Here is a 26,440-nt window from a genome sequence, read left to right as displayed (position 1 = left end):
CCGTCCCACAGCAACAGGCGCAAGCGGTGCCGGCACGGTTGCGGAAGATGAAGGCCGACCCAGCACACGGCGAATGACCCAGGCTCTGCTGCACGATCGTGGTTAAGCCATCCAGGCCGCGCCGCATGTCGACCGGCGCCACCGCCAGCCAAATCTGTGCCGGGCTCGCGATCAGGCCAGGCATCGCAACAGCTCCGCGAGCCAACTCGCCGGCATCGAAGCCGGCAGTTCCAGGCGATGGCCCTGAGCATGGGTAAAGACAATGACCTCAGTGACAGCCGGTTGAATCTGCACCGGTATCAAGGCCGTCGAATCCTGCTTGGGTAATTTGCGATAATCGCTCAGCCGTGCTGTGAACGTACGGACATTGAGTTGCTGTGCTGCGCAATACGCGGCTTGCGACAAACCACTGCGTTGCCACGCTTCGATATGCTGACGCCATTTCGCTGTGATGGCCATGCTAAAACTCCTGATCAAAAAAATCACAGGATGCCGCAGACGAAAACTATTTTATAGGTGGCTCGGATGGACGCTTACGGTTCATCCCCACACTCGTGGGGAACACCCCAGCGCAAACTCCACATCGCCGACCGCATGCGGTTCATCCCCACACTCGTGGGGAACACTTCACTTCCTTGATCGCCATGTCGAAACCTGCCGGTTCATCCCCACACTCGTGGGGAACACGTCCGGGCTCCAAGCTTAACGGGTTTTGGATACGGTTCATCCCCACACTCGTGGGGAACACCCCAGTGCGGCATCATAAATACCGATGATCGCCGGTTCATCCCCACACTCGTGGGGAACACGTTGCCTGGCGCGTCGAAGACATCCGCGCCCTGCGGTTCATCCCCACACTCGTGGGGAACACGTTTTCCTTCCTCGTTCGGATTCGATATATCGCGGTTCATCCCCACACTCGTGGGGAACACGTCCTACAGCCTGAAAGCCGCAAATGGCGCGGCGGTTCATCCCCACACTCGTGGGGAACACTGTAGTTGAGTCGTTCTAACTCTGTTGAAATACGGTTCATCCCCACACTCGTGGGGAACACGCCCGCCGCTTCGCGGGCCTCTCGGAGTTGGACGGTTCATCCCCACACTCGTGGGGAACACATTTATCCCAGTTTTCCAACCGCCAGTGAAAACGGTTCATCCCCACACTCGTGGGGAACACATCACGCCTGCGAGTTTGACCGTGGCGCCGGTCGGTTCATCCCCACACTCGTGGGGAACACGTTTCTATGACTCGCGCACTCGACGCCTCTACCGGTTCATCCCCACACTCGTGGGGAACACAGCGCGGTTTGTTTAACGTCCTGCTCCAGGAGCGGTTCATCCCCACACTCGTGGGGAACACTATTCATGCAGTTAAATCAAGTTAGCCGTCACCGGTTCATCCCCACACTCGTGGGGAACACAGCTGATTCTCCGTGTTGGCGGTTACGACGCCCGGTTCATCCCCACACTCGTGGGGAACACGCATGAGGCCCGTGCGGATGACTCGCCAAACGCGGTTCATCCCCACACTCGTGGGGAACACATGAGTGCGTTTGGCGGTCATAACAGCAATCGCGGTTCATCCCCACACTCGTGGGGAACACGGGAGCAGCGTGTTATGGACCAGGATCGGGTACGGTTCATCCCCACACTCGTGGGGAACACGTATCGTCCCGTTCCAGCTTCTCGGGCAGGTCCGGTTCATCCCCACACTCGTGGGGAACACGTTATTGGTCGTGTAGAACAACGTGAAGGTCGCGGTTCATCCCCACACTCGTGGGGAACACGCCGAACGAGACGGTGTTGATCAAGCCGCTGTCGGTTCATCCCCACACTCGTGGGGAACACTCAAAGATAATCTTCGTGGTTGTATGATCGATCGGTTCATCCCCACACTCGTGGGGAACACTGCCTCTCTGAAGGTCTACGAGAAAACCTGACCGGTTCATCCCCACACTCGTGGGGAACACTCCTTCGGTGGTGTTCATCGGTCCTCCAGTGGCGGTTCATCCCCACACTCGTGGGGAACACGTTGACAAAGTCTCTGTCAGCTACGATACCAACGGTTCATCCCCACACTCGTGGGGAACACTCAACTTCACCCAGACGGCAGAAGTAGGTGGTCGGTTCATCCCCACACTCGTGGGGAACACTTCTCCGATTAATCCCCGGTTCGTCCGGGGGGCGGTTCATCCCCACACTCGTGGGGAACACGTAGTTACTGGAGGTGTTGCCCTTCTTGTTGACGGTTCATCCCCACACTCGTGGGGAACACTCCTTCAGCGTTTTTTGCACCTCGCGTATGCACGGTTCATCCCCACACTCGTGGGGAACACGATTCGGCTTTGGAGGAGAGGAGCGGGTAGTACGGTTCATCCCCACACTCGTGGGGAACACTACGAAGAACTGGGTGCGTTCGGCACGACCGCCGGTTCATCCCCACACTCGTGGGGAACACTCCTGAAGGCGTAGGTATTATGTCATCGTAGGCGGTTCATCCCCACACTCGTGGGGAACACACGTGATGTACACGCCGAACAGCAACTTCGGCCGGTTCATCCCCACACTCGTGGGGAACACGTTCTAAACGGTCAGTTGAGATAACGTGTAAACGGTTCATCCCCACACTCGTGGGGAACACTATGGATTGCCAACAACAGTCAATTATTTCCCCGGTTCATCCCCACACTCGTGGGGAACACTCAGTATCGTGGAAAAGTTCAAAGAAAAGAAACGGTTCATCCCCACACTCGTGGGGAACACTGATCGTAGGACTCAGCGCCGTCTTCGAAAACCGGTTCATCCCCACACTCGTGGGGAACACAGCCGTCAAACCGGCGATTTGCCGGTTTTGAACGGTTCATCCCCACACTCGTGGGGAACACGCCGCCGTGATCGTTTCACTAAAATTGCACGCCGGTTCATCCCCACACTCGTGGGGAACACCAGAACCAGTTCGATGCGCTGGTTTCGTTCGTCGGTTCATCCCCACACTCGTGGGGAACACATCCGGATAAACGATTCCCCGAGTGTCGGGGTCGGTTCATCCCCACACTCGTGGGGAACACGATGGCGTCTGATGGTCGCATCCCGATACGGGCGGTTCATCCCCACACTCGTGGGGAACACGGAACCGGTCCCGAACGCCGACAGCACCGACCCGGTTCATCCCCACACTCGTGGGGAACACCATGGGGTCTATGTGGTCAATCCCTCGGATATCGGTTCATCCCCACACTCGTGGGGAACACTCATGATAAATAAGAAAGGTTAGACAATGGCGCGGTTCATCCCCACACTCGTGGGGAACACTTCTTTCCGGAGGTACATCCGGGTCAAGGTCTCGGTTCATCCCCACACTCGTGGGGAACACGACCGCGTATCCCGGTCAAGCCGGTGTCCCATCCGGTTCATCCCCACACTCGTGGGGAACACCCCGGTCACCGGTCCCCGACCGGGTGAAAAAACGGTTCATCCCCACACTCGTGGGGAACACGCCGGGATCAGGGTCGTGAAGGGCGGACTGACCGGTTCATCCCCACACTCGTGGGGAACACCGGAACGCAATTAGTCGTGTGTGGTGGAAAGTCGGTTCATCCCCACACTCGTGGGGAACACACTGTCCAGGTCATAGACCCGGACATCGACCTCGGTTCATCCCCACACTCGTGGGGAACACATTGAGGGAGGAGGAGAGCCTAGGCTCTCCTCCGGTTCATCCCCACACTCGTGGGGAACACGACCAGGTCGATGTTCGTGATCAACGTGTACCCGGTTCATCCCCACACTCGTGGGGAACACTTGGAGACTGAAGGTCAAGTCATTGACCGTCACGGTTCATCCCCACACTCGTGGGGAACACGCGCAGGACGGTCAGCACATCCGACCGATTCACGGTTCATCCCCACACTCGTGGGGAACACGTTTGTTTCAAGGGGATGCTGTGTCATACTGACGGTTCATCCCCACACTCGTGGGGAACACCCGTACAGTACCCAGGAACTGTATGACTTGATCGGTTCATCCCCACACTCGTGGGGAACACAGCATGTGTTCAGCCGCGAGTATTACAAGGCGCGGTTCATCCCCACACTCGTGGGGAACACCTCAAAAAGGCGGTCCCGGCGATCAACGATGCCGGTTCATCCCCACACTCGTGGGGAACACTCCCAGCGTCATTTTGCCGCCGCTGTAGACGCCGGTTCATCCCCACACTCGTGGGGAACACGATACTGTTCTGCCTCACCTTTTTCGCCACGGCGGTTCATCCCCACACTCGTGGGGAACACCTCGGGTTGCACGACATGAGCGAGGGCATGCGCGGTTCATCCCCACACTCGTGGGGAACACGAGTGTTGGACCGGGTAGTAACCGGTCGTAATCGGTTCATCCCCACACTCGTGGGGAACACGCCGAAGGTCTTACCCGGGAAAGGCAGCTGCACGGTTCATCCCCACACTCGTGGGGAACACATGCTCGCCAAGCACAAGATGCGCGAAGGCGACGGTTCATCCCCACACTCGTGGGGAACACCCCGTCGGATTTTCTTATGGGACATCGATCATGCGGTTCATCCCCACACTCGTGGGGAACACGCCGCTTAATGTTTTTAACATGCTCAGCAATTCGGTTCATCCCCACACTCGTGGGGAACACGCCGAACGGCCGCGCCGCATTCTCGTCGTAATCGGTTCATCCCCACACTCGTGGGGAACACGGCGGACCCATCTTCCTACAACTGAGGAAAGACGGTTCATCCCCACACTCGTGGGGAACACGCATCCTCCACCGTGACCAGATGCCGCCATATCGGTTCATCCCCACACTCGTGGGGAACACAAGAGCATCTGTTTATCGGGCATCTTATTCGTCGGTTCATCCCCACACTCGTGGGGAACACCTGTCCGCCGACGTTCAGATCGCGCGGCACAAACGGTTCATCCCCACACTCGTGGGGAACACCTGTTTTTGCTGCCGGAGCCAAGCCTCGCCCCCGGTTCATCCCCACACTCGTGGGGAACACACTGGTCAAGCCATGCGGCGGATGCTGCCGGGCGGTTCATCCCCACACTCGTGGGGAACACGGGCGACCGCAAATGTAAAATCTCATTCCTATCGGTTCATCGTAAGCGGCCAGCGGAACCACATAGCCAGGACTAAAACGTTATGATTTAATCCGCGAAGCGAAGAGGCAGAAGCTCGTCGATGCGACTGTTGGGCCAAGTTGGGAGCTTTTCCAGGGTTTCTTTTAGCCATACCGCTGGATCGAACCCGTTGAGCTTGGCGGTGCCGAGCAAGGTTTGAATGATGGCGGCACGCTGGCCGGCGCGTTCGGAGCCTACGAACAACCAGTTTTTTTTGCCCAATGCAATCGGACGAATGCTGTTTTCGATCGGGTTATTGTCGATCGGCAGATCACCAGTCTCGGCGTAGCGCGTGAGCGCAGCCCATCGCTTCAAACTGTAGTCGATCGCTTTGGCGGTGGCACTGCCGGGCGCGGTGCGCAAACGGGTTTGCTGAAGCCAGTCGTGGAAGGCTGCCAAGGTCGGCAGCGTTTTTTCGACACGCAGGGCTTGGCGCCCATCGGGCGTTAGGTCACTCCCTTCGGCTTCAATCGCATACAGCACCGCGATGCGGTTCAAGGCTTCGTGCGCGATCGGGCTCTGGCTGGCCTGGAACAAGTCGAAGAATTTCCGCCGTGCATGCGCCCAACAGGCGAGCTCGATGCACGGTTCAAGCAGGCGTTGATCCTCGGGATGCGCGCGGGCGGCCGCAAACAGGGCTTTGTAGCCGGCATAGTCGTCGACGACGAGGTGGCCTTGCCAGTCTTGCAGAAACTGCTGCGCATGCCGGCCGCTGCGGCCGGCTTGATAGTCGAAGACGAGGATCTTCGGTCCCGGCTGCAAGTCGTTGCTGCGATACGCCCACAAATAGGCCTTTTTCGTTTTGCCGTTGCCGGGATCCAATTGCGGCACCGGCGTCTCATCCGCATGCAGGCAATCGCGTTGCAAGAGGTGCCAGGCCAGACGGTCTGCCAAAGGCTCTAAGGCGACGCCGAGGCGTCCGACCCAGTCGGCCAGGGTGGAGCGGGACAAGGTTACGCCGTCGCGGGCAGCGATCTGTTCCAACCGGTACAGCGGCAGGTGATCCAGAAATTTACTGATCATCACCCAACTCAACAAACCGACCGCCGCCATGCCGCCATCGATCACCGCCGGCGGAATCGGCGCCGCGGTCACGGTTTCACAGCGCCGGCAGGCATATTGCGGGCGGATGTGCCGATGCACGAAGAACTTGGCCGGCTCGACGTCCAGTTGCTCGGTCACATCCTCGCCGATCTTGACCAAGTCCCGGCCGCAGTGCCCGCAGGTGCAGGACTCGGGTTCATGCCGGTGCTCGACGCGGGGCAAGTGAGCGGGCAACAGCTGACGACCGGCACGCAGGCGTTTCGGACGAGCCACCGTTGCACAAGGGCTGTCATCCTGCAGTTGCTCGACTTCGGCTTCAATCGCCGAAATATCCGTGTTCCAGGTTTCCTCGAAGACATCCCGCTGCAGCGGAGCCAAGGCTTCGCTCTTGGTACTGAAACGGATGCGCTTGTAATAGGCCAACTCGTGCGTCAGCGCGGCGATTTTGACCTCTTTGGCTTGCAGGCTGGCGTCCTTCGTTTGCAGGAGTTGCTGCTGATTCGCAATGGTTTGAGCATCCTGCGCCGCTTGCTCGACAAGCGTCTGAAGCATTGCCGCGACTTGGGCTTTAGCGGCCGGTTCCAGGTTGAGTTGATCGAGTTCAGCGAGCAAATTCATGGGGGATATTATACCGCACTCATCCCCTGAAAGCCTTGATATGACTGATGTTCAAGAGGATTTTATCGTTAACATCAGACTCGCCATTCCGCCGAGGGTTGAGCCGATAACCGTTGCCAATCGACACCGGCGGCCAACCACTGCCACTGGGCCGGACTGATCGCAAACACCGGATCAGAGGCCTGGGGCCAGACAAAACTGCCTCGATGCAAGCGCCGCTGACAGAGCCACACGCCATTGCCGTCCCACAGCAACAGGCGCAAGCGGTTGCCGGCACGGTTGCGGAAGATGAAGGCCGACCCAGCACACGGCGAATGACCCAGGCTCTGCTGCACGATCGTGGTTAAGCCATCCAGGCCGCGCCGCATGTCGACCGGCGCCACCGCCAGCCAAATCTGTGCCGGGCTCGCGATCAGGCCAGGCATCGCAACAGCTCCGCGAGCCAACTCGCCGGCATCGAAGCCGGCAGTTCCAGGCGATGGCCCTGAGCATGGGTAAAGACAATGACCTCAGTGACAGCCGGTTGAATCTGCACCGGTATCAAGGCCGTCGAATCCTGCTTGGGTAATTTGCGATAATCGCTCAGCCGTGCTGTGAACGTACGGACATTGAGTTGCTGTGCTGCGCAATACGCGGCTTGCGACAAACCACTGCGTTGCCACGCTTCGATATGCTGACGCCATTTCGCTGTGATGGCCATGCTAAAACTCCTGATCAAAAAAATCACAGGATGCCGCAGACGAAAACTATTTTATAGGTGGCTCGGATGGACGCTTACGTGATATGTGTTCCCCACGAGTGTGGGGATGAACCGCAACTTGGCGAATTCCCCGACATTGGTTTCGAGTGTTCCCCACGAGTGTGGGGATGAACCGCGCGGCGTTAAATATCCCCGGTGAAGATGCCGGGTGTTCCCCACGAGTGTGGGGATGAACCGATATGGGTCCTGGCGCTATGTCTCCTGATCAGGTGTTCCCCACGAGTGTGGGGATGAACCGTTGGTCGACGCGCTGAAAGGCCTGTTCCAGGAGTGTTCCCCACGAGTGTGGGGATGAACCGATCATAGCGTTAAATTGGCGCGATAACGCGAAGTGTTCCCCACGAGTGTGGGGATGAACCGCAGTCTTCGAGCAAGTCACCGTCGATCCCATAGTGTTCCCCACGAGTGTGGGGATGAACCGCGGCCTACCTGTTTGAGAGTCAAGATGCTGTGGTGTTCCCCACGAGTGTGGGGATGAACCGTCAATTTCGGCCGCCTTCCGTTCCGCGATGAAGTGTTCCCCACGAGTGTGGGGATGAACCGGCATTGTTTCAAAACAACAAACGAATCCACGCGTGTTCCCCACGAGTGTGGGGATGAACCGATGGCACCATCGCCCTAGTCAAGCAGAACGGAAGCAACAAATTGATGTATATGGAAGGCGTGGTGGGCAATGACGGCGTCTTTCACACCGTAAATTCTGGATTTAAAACGCGCGAAAACTATTTAAAAACGAAGACGCTGCTCTGGGATGGGGCGCCGTCCCATCAGCCGTTGCCCCCTAACGCAGTCTCGGGCCAGAACAACGCCTACAGACAGACCATATCACAAACCGAGTTTACCGACAAGCAGGCGGAATTGTATCGCCAAGCGGTTGCCGCACGACGCCAACAGGGCGATATCTTCGAGGCCGGCGCCTCACGGCGCATGCTCAAAAGCGATTCAAACAAGGCGCCGCTGCTGGAAGATGCGCGCGTCCCGGAAAACTTCCTGAACGGCTCCCCTGCCGACGTTGCGCAATTTTTGAAGTCGATGCAGAACAAGCCGCAAGCCTTGCGCGCGGCCGAAGACTATTTGTCGACGCAACTGCGAAACCGCATTTACACGCCGAGCGGCGACTTGAAGGCGAAGTGGCAGCAGGAGTGGTTAAAGTGGCAGCAGGCGCATCAGCCTGTACTGAGACAGTTTCCGGAGCTGAATGAGAGAATCACCACGGCGCTCAAGATGCAGAATTCCGCATCGAAAACAGCCGGCGTGCTCGACAGCGGCGGCGCCCGGCATTTTTTGGCCGAAAAAGACCCGGATCGGTCAGTCAAGTCACTGCTGCAAAGCCCAAACAAACAGCAAGATGTCAGTGGCCTGCTGACATTGGCGCGCGATCCCGCGCAACGGCAAAACCTTGCGGGCGCGATTAAAGATCATTGGCTGAGCAATGTGACGCAAAACGGCGCGACCGACATTCTGGGCAACCCGGTATTCAATCGGGGGCAAGTGCTCAAATCGATCAAAGACCCCGCGAATGCCGGCTTATTGCGCGGCCTATTGGACAATGAGGGGCTAAGCCGCCTGAATACCATCGCCAAAGACCTGGAACGTAGCGACTATTTGAATTATGCGCCCAGGGCGCGCGGCTCGGATACCAACGCTAATCTGGGGAATCGAGCCTTTGTCGGTCGTGCGACCGATACCGGCTTGGAAAAGATATTCGGCCGCTCCTACGGGTTGTTGAAATCGTGTTCCCCACGAGTGTGGGGATGAACCGTTGCCGCCAAAACCGTAGGCGGATAGGCCGTCGTGTTCCCCACGAGCGTGGGGATGAACCGCCGAGCGGAAAATCTACAACGCCGTGGCCCGCGTGTTCCACACGAGCGTGGGGATGAACCGACTTATGGTGGGCGATACGGGTACCCCATGATGTGTTCCCCACGAGCGTGGGGATAAACTGATATGGCTACACTAAACCGGACACACTTTTTAAAATATATCGAAAAAAGTGAGTCCCCTATGAGTCAAGAAAAACCCAAAACCTATACTGCGGAATTTAGAGAATCGGCCGTGAAGCTGGCGAATGAATCCGATCAATCGATCGCGCAGACCGCCAAAGACCTTGGCATTAATATAAATACCCTGCATACCTGGATCAGCAAATACAGTCGGCCGACTGATCAGGATAAAGCTATCCGCACCGACCAGCATCTTTACGATGACTAAACAACCACCGGCTAAAAGCCGGTGGGTTTGGGTTACGGACTGAAAGTCCGGGATACGCGTCGGTTTAACGACGCGTCTACGGTTCAACTTTAAATTCGGTAGCTGGATCCGACTCAAAATGATGCTCTAGATATTCTTTGATCATCTCTTCGGTCATCTCTCCCACCGTGGCACAAAAATACCCCCGCGCCCAGAAATGCCGCCCCCAGTACCGCTTCTTCAACGCAGGAAACTCCTCGAACAACTGGCTGGCCGACCTCCCCTTGATTCGCCTCATGATTTCGCTGGGCGCCAGTTCCGGCGGCGCGGAAACCAGAATATGCACGTGATCCTTGCTAACCACCCCTTTCACAATCCGTATCTCAAAGGCTTCGCAGGTCTGCCGCACCCACTCCCGGACGCGTTCCCCGACGTCACCTTTCAATACCGGGTAGCGATATTTCGTCACCCAAACAAAAGGGTATTCAATTTTAAATACCGTGTGGCTGCCATACCGATAGTCCATGCCACTCCCATCTGTAAATCTTTCATCTTACCTCCGCAGGGCTGCAGATGAAATCTGCCCGCCTAAAGGCGGGGGCTTAAACCTTTTATATCGAAGTTAAAGCGCTTGAAGAAAGAGGTGGCCCGGCTGACCGAGGAGCGTGATTTATTAAAAAAGGCAGCCGCGTACTTTGCCAGGGAACAACGGTGAAGTACGCCTGGATCCAACAGCATAGCAGCGCGTTTGCGGTGGAGACGATGTGCCGGTTTATGAGGGTGTCCCGGAGCGCTTACTATGCTTGGCTGCAACGCCCTGAAAGCGCCGGTGAAAAAGAGGATGCTGAATTGACCGAACTGATTAAAACCGCTTTTGCCAAGAGTCGGGCGACTTATGGCAGGGCAATCGCGCTATCTCCCTATTGACATGAGCAAGCGTATAAAATAAGCCCTTTGCAGAGAAAACAAGGATGCCACCCAATCCAATGCCGTATTTCGAGGACCTCAAAGATCCACGCCGCGAGACGAAAAACAAGTTGCACAAGCTGAGCGATATTGTAAGCGTCTAGCCGTCCCATCTGTTCAAGCAATACCGGACAGTTCATCCTTATTATTTTTGGTGAGGATGAATCATGGCATTATCGAAACGATGGCTCGATCATATCGAAGCCTGGCAAAGCAGTGGTTTAAAGCAGTCTGTTTATTGCCGGCAACACAGCCTTAACAGTCGTACCTTTGCCGCACGGCTATCGGATTACCGCAAGGGTCGAGGCGCCTCACCCTTGGCCTTAATCCCGGTCCGCGTTGAAAACGCCGCCCCCTCCATCGAGCGTCTGGTGTTGCAGTGTCGCCAAGGCCATCGCCTGGAATTGCCGGCTTCAACACCGGCGAGTTGGGTAGCGGAACTGTTACGATGCCTGGCTTGATCGCGAGTCCGGCGCAGATCTGGGTGGCGGTGGCGCCGGTTGACATGCGGCGCGGCCTGGATGGCTTAACCGCGATCGTCCAGCACAGCCTGGGGCATTCGCCGGGTGCCGGGTCGGCCTTCATCTTCCGCAACCGGGCCGGCAACCGCTTGCGTCTGTTGCTGTGGGACGGCAATGGCGTGTGGCTGTGCCAGCGCCGTTTGCATCGCGGCAGTTTTGTTTGGCCCAAGGCCTCTGATCCGGTCTTTGCGCTCAGTCCGGCCCAGTGGCAGTGGTTGGCCGCCGGTGTCGATTGGCAACGTCTCTCGGCAGAGCCATCAGCAGCATGGCGGGTGTAAAGTGCGGCTTTAAAAGCTGCTGCAACCCAGCAAAATCAAGGCATTCAGGGGGTTTCTGCGGTATAATGACAGCCATGAACCCCCTCGCCAAACTCGATCAGTTGCACTTGGAACCTTCGGCTAAAACCGAAGTGGCGGCGCTGCTTCAAGCGCTGATTGAACAGGCTGAGCGGGATGCCAAAGCCATTCAGAGCAAAGACATTAAAATCGCCGCGCTGACGCACGAGTTGGCCTATTACAAACGCATTCGTTTCAGCCCCAAGAGCGAAGCCTTGGCCCCCTTGCAGCGGGATGTGTTCGAGGAAACCTGGAACACGGATATTTCGGCGATTGAAGCCGAAGTTGAGCAACTGCAAGATGCCAGCCTTTGTGCAACGGTGGTTCGCCCCAAACGCCTGCGCGCCGGCCGGCAACCGTTACCGTCTCACTTGCCCCGCATCGAACACCGGCACGAACCGGAATCCTGCACTTGCGGGCACTGCGGCCGGGAGTTGGTCAAGATCGGCGAAGATGTGACCGAGCAACTGGATGTCGAGCCGGCCAAGTTCTTCGTCCATCGCCATATCCGTCCGCAGTACGCCTGCCGGAGCTGCGAGACCGTCACGGCGGCGCCGATTCCGCCGGCGGTGATCGATGGCGGTCTGGCCGCGGTTGGCTTGTTGAGCTGGGTGATGATCAGCAAATTCCAGGATCATTTGCCGCTCTACCGCTTGGAACAAATCGCCGCCCGCGACGGCGTGACCTTATCCCGTTCCACCCTGGCCGACTGGGTCGGACGTCTCGGCGTCGCCTTGCAGCCTTTGTCCGACCGTTTGGCCTGGCAGCTGTTGCAACGCGATAGTTTACATGCGGATGAGACGCCGGTCCCCCAGCTGGATCCCGGCAACGGCAAAACGAAAAAGGCCTATTTGTGGGCCTACCGCAGCAACGACCTGCAGCCGGGCCCCAAGATCCTCGTCTTCGACTATCAAGCCGGCCGCAGCGGCCGGCATGCCGGGCAGTTTCTAGGCGATTGGCAAGGCCACCTCGTGGTCGACGACTATGCCGGCTATAAAGCCCTGTTTGCGGCGGCCCGTGCGCATCCCGAGGATCAACGCCTGATCGAACCGTGCATCGAACTGGCGTGTTGGGCGCATGCGCGCCGGAAGTTCTTCGACCTGTTACAGGCCAGTCAGAGCCCGATCGCCCAAGAAGCCTTGAACCGGATCGCGGTGCTCTATGCGATCGAAGCCGAAGGTCGTGACCTAACGCCCGCTGAGCGTCAAGCCTTGCGCGCCCAGAAAAGCCTGCCGGCACTGGCCGATCTACACGACTGGCTGCAACGCACCCGCATTCAAACCGCGCCCAACAGCGCCACGGCCAAAGCGATTGATTACAGCTTGAAACGTTGGATCGCTCTCAGCCGTTATGCCGAAACCGGTGATCTGCCGATTGATAACAACCCGATTGAAAACAGTATCCGACCGATCGCTTTGGGTAAAAAGAACTGGCTCTTTGCAGGATCAGAACGTGCCGGAAAACGAGCGGCCGTGATCCAAACGCTGCTCGGCACTGCCAAGCTCAACGGCCTCGATCCTTCGGCCTGGCTAAAAGATACCCTCGAAAAACTGCCTACCTGGCCTAACAGTCGTATCGACGAATTACTGCCTCTCCGCTCAATAGACTAAACCAGAGTGCCGACAGACTGGCTATGTGGTACGGCTGCTCGCTTACGCGATATTTTAAGGATCGTGTTATACGCCGTGCTGAGTGGCATAGAAGACTGGGTGGGCATGGAAGCATTCGCCGAAGAGAAAGAGGCGTGGCTGCGTGAGTTTCTGGAGTTACCGAACGGTATTCCATCGCACGACACCTTAAGCGATGTGTTGGGGAGGATTGATCCTAATGCCTTTCAGGAAGCCTTTTTAAGCTGGGTTCATGCGGCGTTGCCGAGTCTGTCGGGCGAACAAATCTGTTTGGACGGCAAGACGTTGCGCGGCAGTCGCGTCGGCGACAAGGCCGTACATTTGCTGAGTGCGTATGCGGCCAAAGCGCGCTGGGTGTTGGCGCAACAGGCGGTCGGCGAGAAAACCAACGAGATTACGGCGATTCCCGATCTGTTATCGATGCTGGACATGACCGGTGCGCTGGTCTCGATTGACGCGATGGGCTGTCAGAAGCGCATCGCCCAAACGATTATTGATGCCCAAGCTGATTACCTACTGGCACTGAAGGACAATCACAAGGATTTGTGCGGCGACGTCAGGCTTTGGCTCGATACCGAAGCGACGGCCGGACACCTGCCTATGCATGAAACCGTGGATAAAGACCATGGGCGCATTGAAATTCGCCGCTGCCATTTAAGCGCACAGATCGACTGGCTCGAACAGAAGTCGGAATGGAAAGGCTTAGCCGCTGTCGGCCGGGTGGAATCGACACGCATTATCGGCGATAAAACGTCCGTCGAAACCCGGTATTATCTGTGTTCATTCATCGATCTGGAACGGTTTGCCGAGAGTGTACGCCAGCATTGGGCCATTGAAAACCAGCAGCATTGGGTATTAGATGTGCAGTTCAGGGAAGACGACAACCGGGCCCGAAAAGATCATTCGCCGGAAAACTTGGCGTTAATCCGGCGCGCGGCGTTGAATCTGTTGAATAACAACGGACCCAGTAAAGACAGCCTACGCCGACGAAAGCTACGGGCTTGTTTGAGCGACCGTTACCGTGCCGAACTGATCTTCGGAAAAAAACGGACATAGCGCGATTGCCCTGCGACTTATGGGACGCGCCGCCTTAAAGTGGTGTTGTTTCAGCGGAAGCAAACCGTCAGCCGGCGCCGGATCGGCCGCTTGATGCGCCAGGCGGACTTAACGTGTAAAACGAAACGGAAATTCAAAGCGACCACGCATTCCCAGCATGATCTACCGGTAGCGGACAATGTATTGGACCGTCAATTCAAGGTCATGCAGCCCAACCGGGTTTATGCCGGCGACATCACCTCTATCGCCACGCAGGAAGGCTGGCTGTACCTGGCGGTGGTCATTGATTTATGCTCTCGGCAGGTGTTCGGTTGGTCGATGGCCGAACATAGGCGCACTCAGCGGGTCAACGACGCGCTATTGATGGCTCTCTGGAAGCGCAAAGCCGGATAAAGGTCTGTTGTGGCACAGCGATCGCGGCAGCCCGTATGCGTCGGAAAGCCATCGGGCGCTGTTAAAACAGCATGGCATCCGCCAGAGCATGAGCCGTAAAGGCAACTGTTGGGATAATAGTGTTTCGGAAAGCTTCTTCCATACCTTGAAAACCGAACGGGCGCATCAGCAGACCTATCAAACCCGAGCTGAGGCTAAACAGGCGATATTTGAGTATATTGAGGTCTTTTACAATCGCGAGCGGCTCCATTCCGCCAACGGTTATATGTCGCCCGTAGATTACGAACTGCAGCTAAAAACTGCTTAACTTTGTGTCCGGTAAGGTGTTGACACATCAGAACCGTACTTTGATTCGCTAAAACTTGGATGTTGAAAGTGTTCCCCACGAGCGCGGGGATGAACCGTTCCATCGTGCATTGGATATGCGGCTGTCAATGGCCAATAATTTTGAGCCAGTTTCGGCCATTAAAATTGAGCCACTTTACCAGGATTAAGATGGCTGATTCAGTTTTGTTTTGAGTCGGTAACTTTCTCCTCCGAGCATAAAAATGTGGGAGTGATGGATAATGCGGTCGACGATCGGCACGGCGACGTTATCATCGTGGAAGAATTCGCTCCACTGGGTGAAGTCCTTGTTGGTGGTCAGGATGATCGACCGGTATTCATACAGCGCATGGATGAGCTGAAACAGGTTATGCCGACCTTGCTTGTTCATCGGTAGATACCCCAGTTCATCGATGATCAGCACATCGAACTTGAGCAACTGGTTGATCTTCTTTTTTAATTCGCCTTTGAGTTCGGCCACTTCCAGGGTTTCCATCAGGCTGAGGGCGGTGTGGAAGCAGACTTTGTAGCCGGCGTCGATGGCTTTCAGACCGATGCCGATGGCCAGATGGGTCTTGCCGACGCCGGGCGGTCCGATAAAGACGACGTTGTCGCGGTTGTCGATAAAGCCGAAGTCGAGCAGGCTGTTGACCTCGCGTTTGCTGATCGTGGTCTAGAACCGGTAATCGAACTCTTCCAGGCTTTTGTGCAGCGGAAAGCCGGCGCGTTTACGGTTTTGCTCGATGCGCTTGCCGTTGCGTTGTTGCTTTTCGTGCAGGACCAGGCTTTCGGCAAAATGCAGATAGGAGCTTTCATGGGCTTCGGCTTGGTTCAACAGTTGTTCCAGAGCGTCGGCAATACCGGCCAGGCAGAGACTGCGGTACTTCTGGGCGACGCTGTTAATGGACGCTATGGCTCACTCCCTGGCCAGTGGGGTGGCCATGCAGGGCGGCATAACGGGCCAGGACGGCCGAGCCGGACTGGTCGCCGGCTTTACCTCGGCCGGTGTGATGCGTTCAGGGTGTTGCTGGTAGGCGGCCAGCCGTTCCTTAAGGCCGGTGGCGGTTAGGCGCGGCGTGTCGAGGAGCCGTTGCCAGAGCGCTTCCGGCAAGGCACCGTGGCAGCGTAGGTGCTCGGCCAGCACCTGTTTGGCGCCCGCCAGCTGGTCTTTGTAGATTTTCGGCGAAGAGGCTTTCAGCACCGTGCAGAGCGCCAACGCCCGATCGGGGTGACCCAACAACTGTTGCAGTTCCTGTTCCAGCGCTTCGACGCGCAGGTCCCTGTCGCGGTAATGATGGGTGTTCTTGAGGATCTGCCCTTTGTCCAGACACACGCCATGTTCGGCGATCACTTCGCCGCTGCTCAAGTCGCTGATGCGGAGCTGGCCGTCTTGTTCGCAAACGCCAACCCGCGCATTTTGATACGCCATCGGCACCGAGTATTTATTCGATTGCCAGGCGATCAGGCCGGTCTTGTCGGCTTTACGCGTCACCACGACGGCCGCTGCGGCATCGAGACAGGACGGGGGCAGATACGGCAACATCCTGGCTTTTTCCTCACGCGCATACAAGGCACGCGGAGACTGGCCAGTGCTGCCGTGGCGGCGTTGATTGGCGGTGCGGTCCAGCCAGTCGGCCACATACTGCTCCAGATCACGCCAATCGACGAAGGTCTCGCCGTACAGCCCGTTGTGTTTAACGTATTTGACCCCGGCTTCAACCTTGCCTTTGCTTTCCGGATCATAACCTTCACAGGTCCGGATATGAAACCCGGCGGCCGTCGCATACTGATGGAAACGCTGATTCAAGGTTAACTCCCGGAAAACCTCATTGATCACCACCCGCTTGGTCTGATCGTACACGCATTCCTGCGGCATGCCGCCAAAATAGCGGAAGGCCGCATCGTGCTGGTGAATCAACATGCCGGTATCGGTCGGGCGCTGGGATACCGATACATGCAGCAAGCGCGAATAGGACAGCACGAATACCGTGAAATACACCGTGGTTTCTCTACCGCCGATCATCACCCCGCGCAGCTCGCCGCCGTCGACCTGGCACTGCTCGCCCGGGATCATATCCAGCACCGGTTCGTAATAGCGGGACTGTTTGAAGCTGATCTCCTGCTTCAACGCCTGGATATAGCGCCGTACCGACCGGTCGGACACCGCCATATCATCGACTTTGGCCTTCAACTTACGCAGCACTTTCACGGCCGACAGGCCCGGATAGGTTTGCAGCTGTTGAATGATGTAGTCGCGGTGATCGTCCAGTTTCTTGACGCGGTCCGTGTCGGACAACAGGGTCGTAATCGCCGGTTCCGGTAGCTTCAAATACTTGCTGACGGTGTTGCGGGAAATCCCCAATGCTTTGGCAATCTGCCGCTCCGATAAGCCATTGCCATGGTTGTATAACGCTTTGATCTGATGGATCACGATCCACTCCTTCATGCCGGTCCCTGAACAAAAATCAGGGACTGTGGCAAATACTTTGAGAAAAATAAAGTCTGAAAAAGTGGCTCAAAATTGTTGGCCAATTTGGCTCAGTTTAATTGGCCATTAACAGCGGCCATGGCGGTGTTCCCCACGAGCGTGGGGGTGAACCGCTCAGTGGCTTTTATTCATCTAAATTACTGTAGTAACCTTTGGTGCTAGCTAAATGGTAGGTGGGCCATGGAGAAGGTCTAAAGAGTGTTAAGTGTTTGACCATAACCAGGCATCGCTTTGGCCAAGCGAACTGGTGACCATTGGTCTGTTGTTCGCTCTCAAAGGTGTCGGCAGTCGTGCCTTCTACCGCTGGCTGACACGCAATTGCACGGCTTGCTTTCCCACCCTGCCCGAGCGTACCCGCTTGTTTCGCCGCCTGAAGACGCATTGGCAGTGGGCTCAGCTGTTTCTTGCCCAACCCCGTCTGCTCGGCGTCATCGACAGCTACGGCATCGAACTGATCCACCCGATACGCCGGGGCCGCAACCCCAAGGGTTGGGGGGAACCGGGTATTTTCAACCACCGCTGGATCGTGGGCGGCAAGTTATGCCTGGCCCTCAACCATTTGGGCCAAATCATCGGCTGGGCCTGGGCGATCGCCAATGCTCACGATACGTGGTTCCATCCGATCGTTGAGGTCTTTAAGGACCGTTGCGTGATGTTGGCTGATACCAGTTTCCATGCGGCAAAAGGCGATCCGCCCAATCTCAAGATCTGTCCCCGAGTCCAGTGGAATGGCAGAATGCTAGTGGAAACCGTTTACTCGATGCTCACCGTCGTTTCCCATACAAAAAAAATGCGCCATCAAACGGCCGACTATTTTCAGGCCCATCTCGCCATGGCGGTAGCGGCTTTCAACCTCTTGATCGCTTGGGACGGCTTGCCTGCGCTGAACGATGGGTTCGTTCCTCTATCCATCGCGGGGTTCAATCTTTAAATAAAAACCAGCACCAAAGGTTAATAGACAACTGTTACAGTGTCCAGCGCCACCTGTTCAACGGCGTCATTGCCAGGTTTATTGGTATTCTTATGCCTACTATGGCGCATTTGAACCCAGAATTTCAGGCTGACGTCAATGCGTAACTTCTATGTAATATTTTAATTTCCTGCAGCAAACTAATGAAATTGAAATAATTACCCTATGCCAGCAAAAAAATATCGCGTAAAACTGACTGAAACCGAACGAAGGTAGTGCGGGGCAATTCGTCTTTCCCACAAACGCCATGGCATCACCTGCTCCATTTCCTGTAGAAATCGTTGACGCCGCGTTTGCTTCGGCTTCTTCACAAACAGCGTAGCGCTCAGGCCAAGTTGCTTTATGCGGGTATCCTCTCGAAAATGGCGGTAAGGATATCTTATCGCAGAGGTTGGACTTATTCAGAGTTTCCTTTAGCCATCCCGACACCGTGTCTCGATCGACCGCAAAGGTATCCGCTAACTGGATTAAACGGTAGCGCTTACCACTCAAAAGCACCGCATACGCCCGCTACCAAAAACGCGGCCACGAGACATAACGAGAAGCCTCCAACAGCGGGCGCTGCTCCGCTTCGCTTAATCGATTCACATACTTCATTGATCGCTCTACAACCTGCCATCACATACCCTGATTTTACCCGGTTTTTTATGCATACCTACTTAGAGAACAAATGACTTGATATTTTAATTTAATTTTAATATAAAGAACGATTAATAAATTTTTTACGTCTAAAAATAGCACTCAATTAATGTAATCTTAATTTTTTACTGATATATTAAAAATTGAATGATATATGGCGTTTGTTTTAAATTGATGACCTTGTAATTAAGCCTTTGTCTATCTGTATAACCAGTCTTAGGATTTACTTCTATTAATTTAATATTTTTTTATAAATCCAACAAATAAGCTAGGCCGGTTTGCATTCCGAATGCTTTCTTCCCTTTCGGTGCCCTCTGCAAAAACCAATACAAAAGCTTGGTTTATTAATCAATCTATTATATCCGAAGGTATAAAAGCCAAAAAACCGGAATGGTCGAATAACTATACATTCCAGACTCTATGCGAATTTTTCAAAAACTTCACTTGGAGAGTTACCATGCCCAGACCTCCTAAAAATTCCGCACGGGGCGGCTCCGGAAAACGTACCGCCGAAATTCCGAAATCCTCTTTCGAGCACATACCCGATCCCGATCTGGAAAACCGTCTGATTGACGAGATTGCGGATGTTCTAGTCAAACTGCTCGAAAGACATTGTTCGCTTACCGGGGAACAACGGAAATTTCTGAGCGAGGGTTATCCGGAGTCTGCCCGGCTACTTCGAGACGTTCATCCCAAATCGCACGGCTGCGTAGAAGCAGTCTTCCAAATTGATCCTGAGCTGCCGAAGGAATATCGGATTGGTTTGTTCGACAAGCCCGGAAAACGCTATGAATCCATCATCCGGTTTTCCAGTACGGTCGCCCTGGTAAGTCCGGATATCGACAAAACCGGAAAGCATGGATGCCGCGGCATGGCGATCAAAGTGTTCGATGTCGAGGGAAACGTATTGAGCAAAGATCAAGGAGAGAACAACCAGGATTTTTTGATGATCGATCAGCCGAATTTCACGTTTGCGAATATCGAGGATTATCATCGGCTGCATCGGATTCCAGGCACGCACAATGACAGGCCGGCAGTTTTTTTTGCCCCATGCTGTCTCCGGGATCCGAGGCTGGACGATATCGAGAAAAAAGCAGTCATGAAATATATGGAGGAGGAAAAGATCGAGTCCGACGACATTCAGTCCATCCTGTCAACCTTCAAAATCGTGCAGTCGATCCAAACCACGCCGATAGCCAATCCGTTAGGCGTTTCTTATTTCAGTGCCGCGCCGTTTCTTTTCGGGCCCGACCGCGTGATGAAGTTTTCCGCCCGTCCTCGTATCGAAATACCGCCGACCAGAGTTCCCCACCCGTCCGCAGACAACTATCTCCGCAATTCGCTCATCGAGTCCCTGAAAGGAAACGAACCGCTCGTTTTCGATTTTCGCGTCCAAATCAGAAACGATGTATCTGAAGCCGATATTGAGAATGCCACAACGGTATGGGACGAAAAAAAATACCCGTTCGTCGAAGTGGCCAGGATTACGATCCCTTCTCCGCAGGAGATCGACAGTCCCGAAACGATCGCCCGTTGCGAACGATTGGCGTTTACTCCGTGGCACGCCCTGCCCGAATACCAGCCGATCGGCGGCATCAATCGGCTACGAAAAAGGATTGATGAGATTTCGGCGCAATACAGGCTGAACAAATAACTCAATAATTCCCTTTTGGGGTTCCCGCGCCCTGCCCGGGAACCCCATTTACAACCTCGGCGAGCAATCGCCGCCACTCTCCTTTATAGAATTTTCAAATATTCCAGCAACGCGGCCTTTTCCTCTTTCGACAGCTTCGTACCGAACTCATGGCCGCAGCGGCTGTTGCCGGATTTGGCGTTGGCACCTTCGCAATCGGTCGTTTTCAGCACGTAATCGAATTTGCTTTGCTCGACCGCCAGCCCGACTTTTTCGGGATCGTAGGCCGGACCGATTTTGAACTCGGCAGGGCGGTTTTCGACCGGTTCCAGCAGCGCCGCCAGCGTCGGCACCGAACCGTTGTGCAGGTAAGGCGCGGTTGCCCAGATGCCCTCCAGAACGCGCGATTCGTAGGCAATCGCAGGATTCGGATCGGTGAATTTATCCTTGCAGCGGTACCCGTCGGTTGGGGCCTTGGCAGCCGTCGGCATCGAATGATACATGCCTTTCAGCACCGCATTTTCCGGGGTGACCATGTCCGCCTGTTGTTTCCGCAGCTGATCGGTAATTTCCTTAAGTTTGCCGTTCTTGACGTCGCCGGCCAACCGCTCGACGAGTCCGAGCTTGGTTTGCGCCTTCAATTCCAGATCGAGCGCTTTCGGCGAGGCGGTATATTGCAGGAGCGTTCCCATACCGACCAAGCTCAAGACCTTGACCGCATTTTCGCCCTGTGCCTTCAGCGGCTGTTCGAGGAACGGAATCTTCGCTCCGGCCAGCACGCCGGTATCTACGGTCAACGCAAACAAGTCGAACTCTTTCGCGTCGGTGCCGACATAACACAGCGGCGTCGCCCAGGTTTTATTCAAGGCGCGCGGCACGCCATCGCGAATGCCGTGACAGGCCGCGCAGCCGCCGTTTTCGGTCTGGGTTTTGCTTTCGTAAATCCGCTTGCCCCGAGCGGCCAGTTTCGCATCGACCGCCCACTTTCCGGTTTTCCAGGGCCATTCCGGCGGGCCGATTTTCTTGACTAGGTTTTCGACCGACTTAAGCCCGTCGAAATTGGCCGAATTGTGCCGCAGATAATCGTAGCCGAGAATCCGCCAGGGCACCTTTTGCGGATAGAAATCCGCAAACACGCCAAGTACTTCGCCGTAATTGCGCGATAATCCCAGTAATGCATTACCGTTGTCCGCAAAGCCCGGCCACTGGGTCTTGTCCTGGATTGGGGCGTTCCAGACGAACGGATAGCGCACCGGCGTGTCGGCCAGCCGGATATTCGAGCGAATGATATGATCCGGTGCCGTGCCGATATCCAGCCCGGTCAGCCGGTTCAGGATCATCGCCACTGCATCGAGGCGCACAGGCCCCCAGGGCTTGTCCTTCGGCAATGCGATGCTCATGATCGTATGATAAGGCAGGTACCAGGTCTCGACGTTCTGCCGCAGCTTCGACTTTTGCTCAGCCGAGGGAACGCCGCCCAACACAGCGGCCGCGAAATCATCGAAGGATTTCTGATCGTCCAAGATCTGCCCGACCGCGCTGTCCAGATCGGCCGCGAAACTTTGAAAGTCGGCGATGGCCGGTCCGCCGTCGATCCGGTAGCCCTGGCCGTCCACCTCGATTTCCCGGGTATGGCAGGCGGAACAGGTCATCCCGACCGAACTGCCGTTGGTCGTAAAGCCAACCGGTAAGCCCTTGATCTTGCCGGCGGGATTCGGCAAATAACCGTAGCGGGACAGGCTGTCCTCCAAAAACGGCTTGCCGTTCAGCTGTTTCAGCGCCTGGAACCACTGTAGCGGCATGACTCTGGAGCCCTGATCCTGGGAATAATATTGCAGGCGCGCCGCCGCAGTCCACTGCTCGCCCTGCTCCGCATAAATCGGGCCGGGTGCGGCATTGGCCGGCTGTAGTCCGGGCAATAGGCAAGCCGCGGCCGTTAACGTAACGGAAGAAAGATATTTCAATCTGAATAGCTGGTGTCGCATTGTCATGGAATTTTCCCCCTGTCGATCAATAGGTTGTTATTGTTTTAGCGGACGAGAAAGCCGTTCCAAGGCGCTTCCTCAAGAAGTGTTGCCGGCCGAAACCGGTTCGTTGAAAACGCTCAGCATTATACGTCAGCTCGCGCTCGGGGTAGGAAATTTATCTAGTAAACGGCATAAGGAAATTAAACCTTAAGGATGTGGCTAAAAATAACCTCCCGGCATGCCGTCCGATCATTCCTGTTTTCAGTCGTAGGGTACGTTGCGCGTACCCTGAGGAATTGAAAAGGTACGCACTCGGCAACTGCTTCATGCGTTGCCCTAACTCCCGCATCCCTGCAGTCGAGCGTACCCTGCAACGGTTTGTGCTCTTTGAGGGTATAACCCAAGCCGGGGATATGACGATAAGTGCTCGGCGGGGGAACGAGAGGGAGTGATGTCGACCAAATCCTAAGCATAAAGCGCGCGGTAGATCACAGTACAGTAACTGATCTCGTTCAAAGCCAATGCTTACCCAGAGTGGAACCGGAAGGGATTATTTTCGAGTGGATTCGGCAGCGTTCCAGCACTGAAACCATACCGGCGTGCCCGGCTCGGAAACAACGACAGCGCCAAGCGAGCGTTGCCGCCGGTCTCCGAACTTTGTAAATGAACAAATTACTTCAGGGTATTATTTCCTGTCGTCCGCGGTCATCAATCTCGCAGCCAGCGCATGATCGGAAAACCGCTCCAGCGCATGACCGACTTCTCGGCAAACGCCGCCCTGCGCTTTATAATCCCGGCTGAAATCGTGGATGAAATCCATCACGGTATGATCGATCAGATAGCCGTCCGTGAAATCGAAAATGACGGTCTTGCCTTTTTCCAAACCTTCCACGGCGTGTTTCAGCGGCAGATAGTTCGAAAACAGGGCCGAACCCGACAATTTGACGACAATCGTATCGGTTCCTGTCTGCCGGATGGAGAAATGGATTTTGAACATGTTTTTCAGCCACACCCCGCGCACAAGGTGGATGACCAGTTTAGCGGCGATGCCGAGCGTGACGCCGATCAGCAAATCGGTCGCCAATACGCCGATCATCGTAATCAAGAACAAACCCAACTGCTCGGCGCCGATTGCCCAGACCTGGCTGAAAGTTTTGGGCGAAGCGAGCTTGAAGCCGGTGTAAACCAGCAGCGCCGCCAGCGACGCCAGCGGAATGTTATGGATCAGGTGCGGAAACAACACGACGAACGCCAACAGGATCAGACCGTGGAAAAAATTGGCCCAGCCGGTCCTGGCGCCGTACTGGATGTTGGACGAACTTCGCACGATCTCGGCGATCATCGGCAATCCGCCGATAAAACCGGCGACCGTATTGCCCAGGCCGACCGCCGCCAGATCGCGGTCGAGATCGGACTTGCGCTTGTAAGGATCGAGTTTGTCGACCGCAGTCGCGCTCAGCAGCGTTTCGAGGCTGCCGACCAGGCAAATGCTGAGCACCGCACCCCAGAATTTCAGCGTCAGCGCCTTAGAATAGTCGGCAAGCTGGAAAAAGGACGACCATTCGTCCGGAATATCGACCAGAAACCGCGGCGCGATCGCATGCGCATGGCCGGCTTGCAGCTCCGAGTCCGACAGAAAGGGATGCCAATGCTCATGTTGCACCCCGAAAATCTGCCCCAGCCCCATCCCGGTCAGCAGCACGACCAACGGGGCGGGAACCGCTTTCAATTTCGGCTGTTTGAGCCGCGGCCAGAAAATCAATAGGGCCAGTCCGCTCAGGCCGATGAAGGCGATCACCGGATCGGGATTTAAGAGGCTGTGCGGAATCTGCGCGATTGTCGCAAAAATGCTTCCCTCCGCGGGGCTGGTACCCAGCATGACATGGCTCTGTTTGGCGATGATGATGATCCCGATCCCCGCCAGCATCCCGTGCACGACCGCAGGCGGAAAAAACGCACTGTACTGGCCGGCCTTGTACACGCCCATCAGCACCTGCAAAGCGCCGGCCAGCATGATCGCGGCCAGCGTATAGCGGTAGCCGGCCAAGGGATCGCCATCGCCCAGCGCTTGCGCCGCACTGAAGATCACCACGATCAAGCCGGCCGCCGGGCCATTGATCGTCAGATGGGAACCGTTCACCCGCGACACCAGGAGCCCGCCGACGATGGCGGTGATAATGCCCGCCGACGGCGGGAAGCCGGAGGCGATCGCAATGCCCAGGCACAACGGCAAGGCGATCAAAAACACAAAAAAACCGGCGAGCACATCGCTGCGCCAGTTCGTCTTCAAGGCATCCAGGCCGGATGATGGCGGCATTCCAGATTGCAGGGTCATTAAATAAAGAACCTCGTTAAGGTGAAATAGGATAGCCTTTTACAGCGCTGCAAAAGGCTGCATCTTTTACGATCGCTCTTTTAAACGAGCAATCATCACATCCGCAAATTCGCTGCATTTGACCTCGGTCGCGCCCTCCATCAGCCGGGCGAAATCGTAGGTGACCTTTTTGCCCGCGATCGCGGCGTCCATCGCCCGAATCACCGCGTCGGCCGCTTCGGTCCAGCCCAGATAACGCAGCATCATTTCGCCGGACAGAATCAGCGATCCCGGATTGACCTTGTCCTGATTCGCATACTTCGGCGCGGTGCCGTGAGTCGCCTCGAACACCGCGGCACCGTTCTGATAGTTGATATTGCCGCCCGGCGCGATGCCGATCCCGCCGACCTGCGCGGCCAGCGCGTCGGAAAGGTAATCGCCGTTCAGATTCAGCGTGGCGATCACGTCGAAGTCGTCCGGCCGGGTCAACACCTGCTGCAGCGTAATGTCCGCGATCGCGTCCTTGATCAGCAGCCGGCCCGCTGCCAATGCGTCGGCCTGCTCCTTATTCGCGGCCGCTTCGCCCTGAGCCGCCCTGGTTTTTTCCCACTGCAACCAGGTATAAGTCTGCTCGGGATATTCCCGCTCGGCCAGCGCATAAGCCCAGTTCCGGAACGCGCCTTCGGTAAACTTCATGATATTGCCTTTGTGCACGATCGTGACGCTTTTACGCTGATTCATCAGCGCATAAGAGATCGCGGCCCGCACCAGGCGCTCGGTGCCTTCCTGCGAAACCGGCTTGATGCCGATGCCCGAGGTGTCGGGAAAACGGATTTTCGCATAATGCTTCGGGAAATGCTCTTGCAGCAAAGCCAGAAAACGCCGGTTCTCTTCGCTGCCCTGCTCGAATTCCAGCCCCGCATAAATGTCTTCGGTGTTTTCCCGGAAGATCACCATGTCGACCGACTCGGGCTTTCTGACCGGCGACGGCACGCCTTTGAACCAGCGGACCGGGCGCAGGCAGACGTACAGGTCGAGCAATTGCCGGAGCGCCACATTCAGCGAACGGATGCCGCCGCCGACCGGCGTGGTCAGCGGCCCTTTGATCGACACCCGGTAATCGCGGCAGGCCTCGACGGTCGCATCCGGCAGCCAAGTGCCGAACTCGCGGAAGGCTTTTTCGCCGGCAAAGATTTCGAGCCAATGGATTTTGCGCCGGCCGCCGTATGCGTTCGCGACCGCCGCATCCAGCACGCGCACGGTCGCGCGCCAGATGTCGGGCCCGGTGCCGTCGCCTTCGATGTAAGGGATGATCGGATTGTCCGGAACGGCCAGCCTGCCGTTCTGCATGGTAATCGGAACGCCGCCGGGGGGCGGAATCAGCGTGGGACCTGTCATAGGCGTCTCCTTTGCAATCGTGGGCTGACGGGACCGCCGCATCAAACGGGATC

At 56.2% G+C, this 26,440-nt stretch carries 15 protein-coding genes, 6 pseudogenes and 2 CRISPR repeat arrays; of the genes and pseudogenes, 10 read left to right on the top strand and 11 right to left on the bottom strand.

The features are described 5' to 3' along the window. The 5 genes and pseudogenes from tnpB (METAL_RS20635) to tnpA (METAL_RS07670) all read right to left on the bottom strand — a co-directional run. A pseudogene (gene tnpB, locus METAL_RS20635) lies at positions 1 to 184 on the bottom strand (IS66 family insertion sequence element accessory protein TnpB); the annotation flags it as partial. After that, positions 172 to 459, bottom strand: coding sequence for an IS66 family insertion sequence element accessory protein TnpA (gene tnpA, locus METAL_RS07685; RefSeq protein ID WP_005368392.1), 288 nt, complete (start codon positions 457 to 459; stop codon positions 172 to 174). The pseudogene tnpB (METAL_RS20635) and the gene tnpA (METAL_RS07685), both read right to left, overlap by 13 nt. A gap of 77 nt (positions 460 to 536) precedes the next feature. Further along, a CRISPR array of direct repeats spans positions 537 to 5,083; the repeat unit is 29 nt; unit sequence CGGTTCATCCCCACACTCGTGGGGAACAC. 87 nt (positions 5,084 to 5,170) lie between these two features. After that, positions 5,171 to 6,805, bottom strand: coding sequence for an IS66 family transposase (tnpC, locus tag METAL_RS07680; protein WP_005368386.1), 1,635 nt, complete (start codon positions 6,803 to 6,805; stop codon positions 5,171 to 5,173). Positions 6,806 to 6,879: 74 nt separating this feature from the next. Then, complete coding sequence (gene tnpB, locus METAL_RS07675) at positions 6,880 to 7,230, bottom strand: IS66 family insertion sequence element accessory protein TnpB (protein ID WP_005368390.1); 351 nt, start codon at positions 7,228 to 7,230, stop codon at positions 6,880 to 6,882. After that, positions 7,218 to 7,505, bottom strand: a complete 288-nt coding sequence (tnpA, locus tag METAL_RS07670) for an IS66 family insertion sequence element accessory protein TnpA (protein ID WP_005368392.1) — start codon at positions 7,503 to 7,505, stop codon at positions 7,218 to 7,220. Before tnpA (METAL_RS07670) ends, tnpB (METAL_RS07675) begins: the two co-directional genes overlap by 13 nt. 85 nt (positions 7,506 to 7,590) lie before the next feature. Next, a CRISPR array of direct repeats spans positions 7,591 to 8,169; the repeat unit is 29 nt; unit sequence GTGTTCCCCACGAGTGTGGGGATGAACCG. Positions 8,170 to 8,210: 41 nt separating this feature from the next. On the opposite strand from tnpA (METAL_RS07670), the gene METAL_RS07665 reads away from it, so the two are divergent. Then, positions 8,211 to 9,323, top strand: a complete 1,113-nt coding sequence (locus METAL_RS07665; RefSeq protein ID WP_157203449.1) for a hypothetical protein — start codon at positions 8,211 to 8,213, stop codon at positions 9,321 to 9,323. Positions 9,324 to 9,569: 246 nt separating this feature from the next. Next, positions 9,570 to 9,773: pseudogene (locus tag METAL_RS07660) on the top strand (transposase); the annotation flags it as partial. A gap of 79 nt (positions 9,774 to 9,852) precedes the next feature. Here METAL_RS07660 and tnpA (METAL_RS07655) read toward each other — a convergent pair. Beyond that, on the bottom strand, positions 9,853 to 10,281 hold the full coding sequence (gene tnpA, locus METAL_RS07655) for an IS200/IS605 family transposase (protein WP_005371143.1): 429 nt from the start codon (positions 10,279 to 10,281) through the stop codon (positions 9,853 to 9,855). Between the two features lie 93 nt (positions 10,282 to 10,374). Here tnpA (METAL_RS07655) and METAL_RS07650 point away from each other — a divergent pair. The 6 genes and pseudogenes from METAL_RS07650 to METAL_RS22105 all read left to right on the top strand — a co-directional run. Further along, a pseudogene (locus tag METAL_RS07650) lies at positions 10,375 to 10,655 on the top strand (IS3 family transposase); the annotation flags it as partial. Positions 10,656 to 10,888: 233 nt separating this feature from the next. Beyond that, on the top strand, positions 10,889 to 11,182 hold the full coding sequence (gene tnpA, locus METAL_RS20630; protein ID WP_005371078.1) for an IS66 family insertion sequence element accessory protein TnpA: 294 nt from the start codon (positions 10,889 to 10,891) through the stop codon (positions 11,180 to 11,182). Next, positions 11,170 to 11,520, top strand: a complete 351-nt coding sequence (gene tnpB, locus METAL_RS07645; RefSeq protein ID WP_005371080.1) for an IS66 family insertion sequence element accessory protein TnpB — start codon at positions 11,170 to 11,172, stop codon at positions 11,518 to 11,520. The genes tnpA (METAL_RS20630) and tnpB (METAL_RS07645) overlap by 13 nt, the downstream gene beginning before the upstream one ends. Positions 11,521 to 11,594: 74 nt before the next feature. Further along, the gene (gene tnpC, locus METAL_RS07640; protein WP_005371083.1) at positions 11,595 to 13,187 is read left to right on the top strand and encodes an IS66 family transposase; all 1,593 of its coding nucleotides are present in this window, start codon (positions 11,595 to 11,597) and stop codon (positions 13,185 to 13,187) included. A gap of 75 nt (positions 13,188 to 13,262) precedes the next feature. Continuing rightward, positions 13,263 to 14,261 (top strand): ISAs1 family transposase, encoded by a 999-nt coding sequence (locus METAL_RS07635; RefSeq protein WP_245549491.1) that lies wholly within the window; start codon positions 13,263 to 13,265, stop codon positions 14,259 to 14,261. 12 nt (positions 14,262 to 14,273) lie between these two features. Next, positions 14,274 to 14,961, top strand: a pseudogene (locus METAL_RS22105) (IS3 family transposase); the annotation flags it as partial. 183 nt (positions 14,962 to 15,144) lie between these two features. On the opposite strand, the pseudogene istB reads toward METAL_RS22105, so the two are convergent. Both istB and istA read right to left on the bottom strand, forming a co-directional pair. After that, a pseudogene (gene istB / locus METAL_RS07625) lies at positions 15,145 to 15,891 on the bottom strand (IS21-like element helper ATPase IstB). Next, positions 15,878 to 17,409 (bottom strand): annotated as a pseudogene (gene istA / locus METAL_RS07620) (IS21 family transposase). The pseudogenes istB and istA overlap by 14 nt, the downstream one beginning before the upstream one ends. 262 nt (positions 17,410 to 17,671) lie before the next feature. On the opposite strand from istA, the gene METAL_RS07615 reads away from it, so the two are divergent. Further along, positions 17,672 to 18,397: a hypothetical protein gene (locus tag METAL_RS07615; RefSeq protein WP_005371132.1), complete on the top strand. Its 726-nt coding sequence runs from the start codon at positions 17,672 to 17,674 to the stop codon at positions 18,395 to 18,397. 1,135 nt (positions 18,398 to 19,532) lie between these two features. Next, entirely contained in the window at positions 19,533 to 20,729 is a 1,197-nt protein-coding gene (locus tag METAL_RS07610; RefSeq protein ID WP_005371130.1) for a catalase family protein, read from the top strand. An 83-nt stretch (positions 20,730 to 20,812) separates the two neighbouring features. On the opposite strand, the gene METAL_RS07605 is transcribed toward METAL_RS07610, so the two are convergent. The 3 genes from METAL_RS07605 to icd all read right to left on the bottom strand — a co-directional run bounded on the left by METAL_RS07605 (position 20,813) and on the right by icd (position 26,387). Next, complete coding sequence (locus METAL_RS07605; protein ID WP_005371128.1) at positions 20,813 to 22,699, bottom strand: di-heme-cytochrome C peroxidase; 1,887 nt, start codon at positions 22,697 to 22,699, stop codon at positions 20,813 to 20,815. Positions 22,700 to 23,360: 661 nt separating this feature from the next. Then, on the bottom strand, positions 23,361 to 25,010 hold the full coding sequence (locus METAL_RS07600; RefSeq protein WP_005371127.1) for a SulP family inorganic anion transporter: 1,650 nt from the start codon (positions 25,008 to 25,010) through the stop codon (positions 23,361 to 23,363). A gap of 66 nt (positions 25,011 to 25,076) precedes the next feature. After that, positions 25,077 to 26,387, bottom strand: coding sequence for an NADP-dependent isocitrate dehydrogenase (gene icd / locus METAL_RS07595; RefSeq protein ID WP_005371124.1), 1,311 nt, complete (start codon positions 26,385 to 26,387; stop codon positions 25,077 to 25,079). Positions 26,388 to 26,440 lie beyond the last annotated feature (53 nt).

Source organism: Methylomicrobium album BG8 (assembly GCF_000214275.2).
In the GTDB taxonomy this organism is placed as follows: Bacteria; Pseudomonadota; Gammaproteobacteria; order Methylococcales; family Methylomonadaceae; genus Methylomicrobium; species Methylomicrobium agile.
Note: the sequence above shows the minus strand (reverse complement) of the source record. Positions and strands in the feature narration are given on the sequence as shown.

Excerpts from the sequence above, each read along its gene's own strand:
- tnpB (WP_005368390.1), bottom strand. The coding sequence starts at position 7,230 with ATGCCTGGCCTGATCGCGAGCCCGGCACAGATTTGGCTGGCGGTGGCG.
- tnpA (WP_005371078.1), top strand. The coding sequence starts at position 10,889 with ATGGCATTATCGAAACGATGGCTCGATCATATCGAAGCCTGGCAAAGC.
- tnpA (WP_005371143.1), bottom strand. The coding sequence starts at position 10,281 with ATGGACTATCGGTATGGCAGCCACACGGTATTTAAAATTGAATACCCT.
- icd (WP_005371124.1), bottom strand. The coding sequence starts at position 26,387 with ATGACAGGTCCCACGCTGATTCCGCCCCCCGGCGGCGTTCCGATTACC.
- tnpA (WP_005368392.1), bottom strand. The coding sequence starts at position 459 with ATGGCCATCACAGCGAAATGGCGTCAGCATATCGAAGCGTGGCAACGC.
- tnpB (WP_005371080.1), top strand. The coding sequence starts at position 11,170 with ATGCCTGGCTTGATCGCGAGTCCGGCGCAGATCTGGGTGGCGGTGGCG.
- METAL_RS07610 (WP_005371130.1), top strand. The coding sequence starts at position 19,533 with ATGCCCAGACCTCCTAAAAATTCCGCACGGGGCGGCTCCGGAAAACGT.
- METAL_RS07605 (WP_005371128.1), bottom strand. The coding sequence starts at position 22,699 with ATGACAATGCGACACCAGCTATTCAGATTGAAATATCTTTCTTCCGTT.
- tnpC (WP_005371083.1), top strand. The coding sequence starts at position 11,595 with ATGAACCCCCTCGCCAAACTCGATCAGTTGCACTTGGAACCTTCGGCT.
- tnpA (WP_005368392.1), bottom strand. The coding sequence starts at position 7,505 with ATGGCCATCACAGCGAAATGGCGTCAGCATATCGAAGCGTGGCAACGC.
- tnpC (WP_005368386.1), bottom strand. The coding sequence starts at position 6,805 with ATGAATTTGCTCGCTGAACTCGATCAACTCAACCTGGAACCGGCCGCT.
- METAL_RS07600 (WP_005371127.1), bottom strand. The coding sequence starts at position 25,010 with ATGACCCTGCAATCTGGAATGCCGCCATCATCCGGCCTGGATGCCTTG.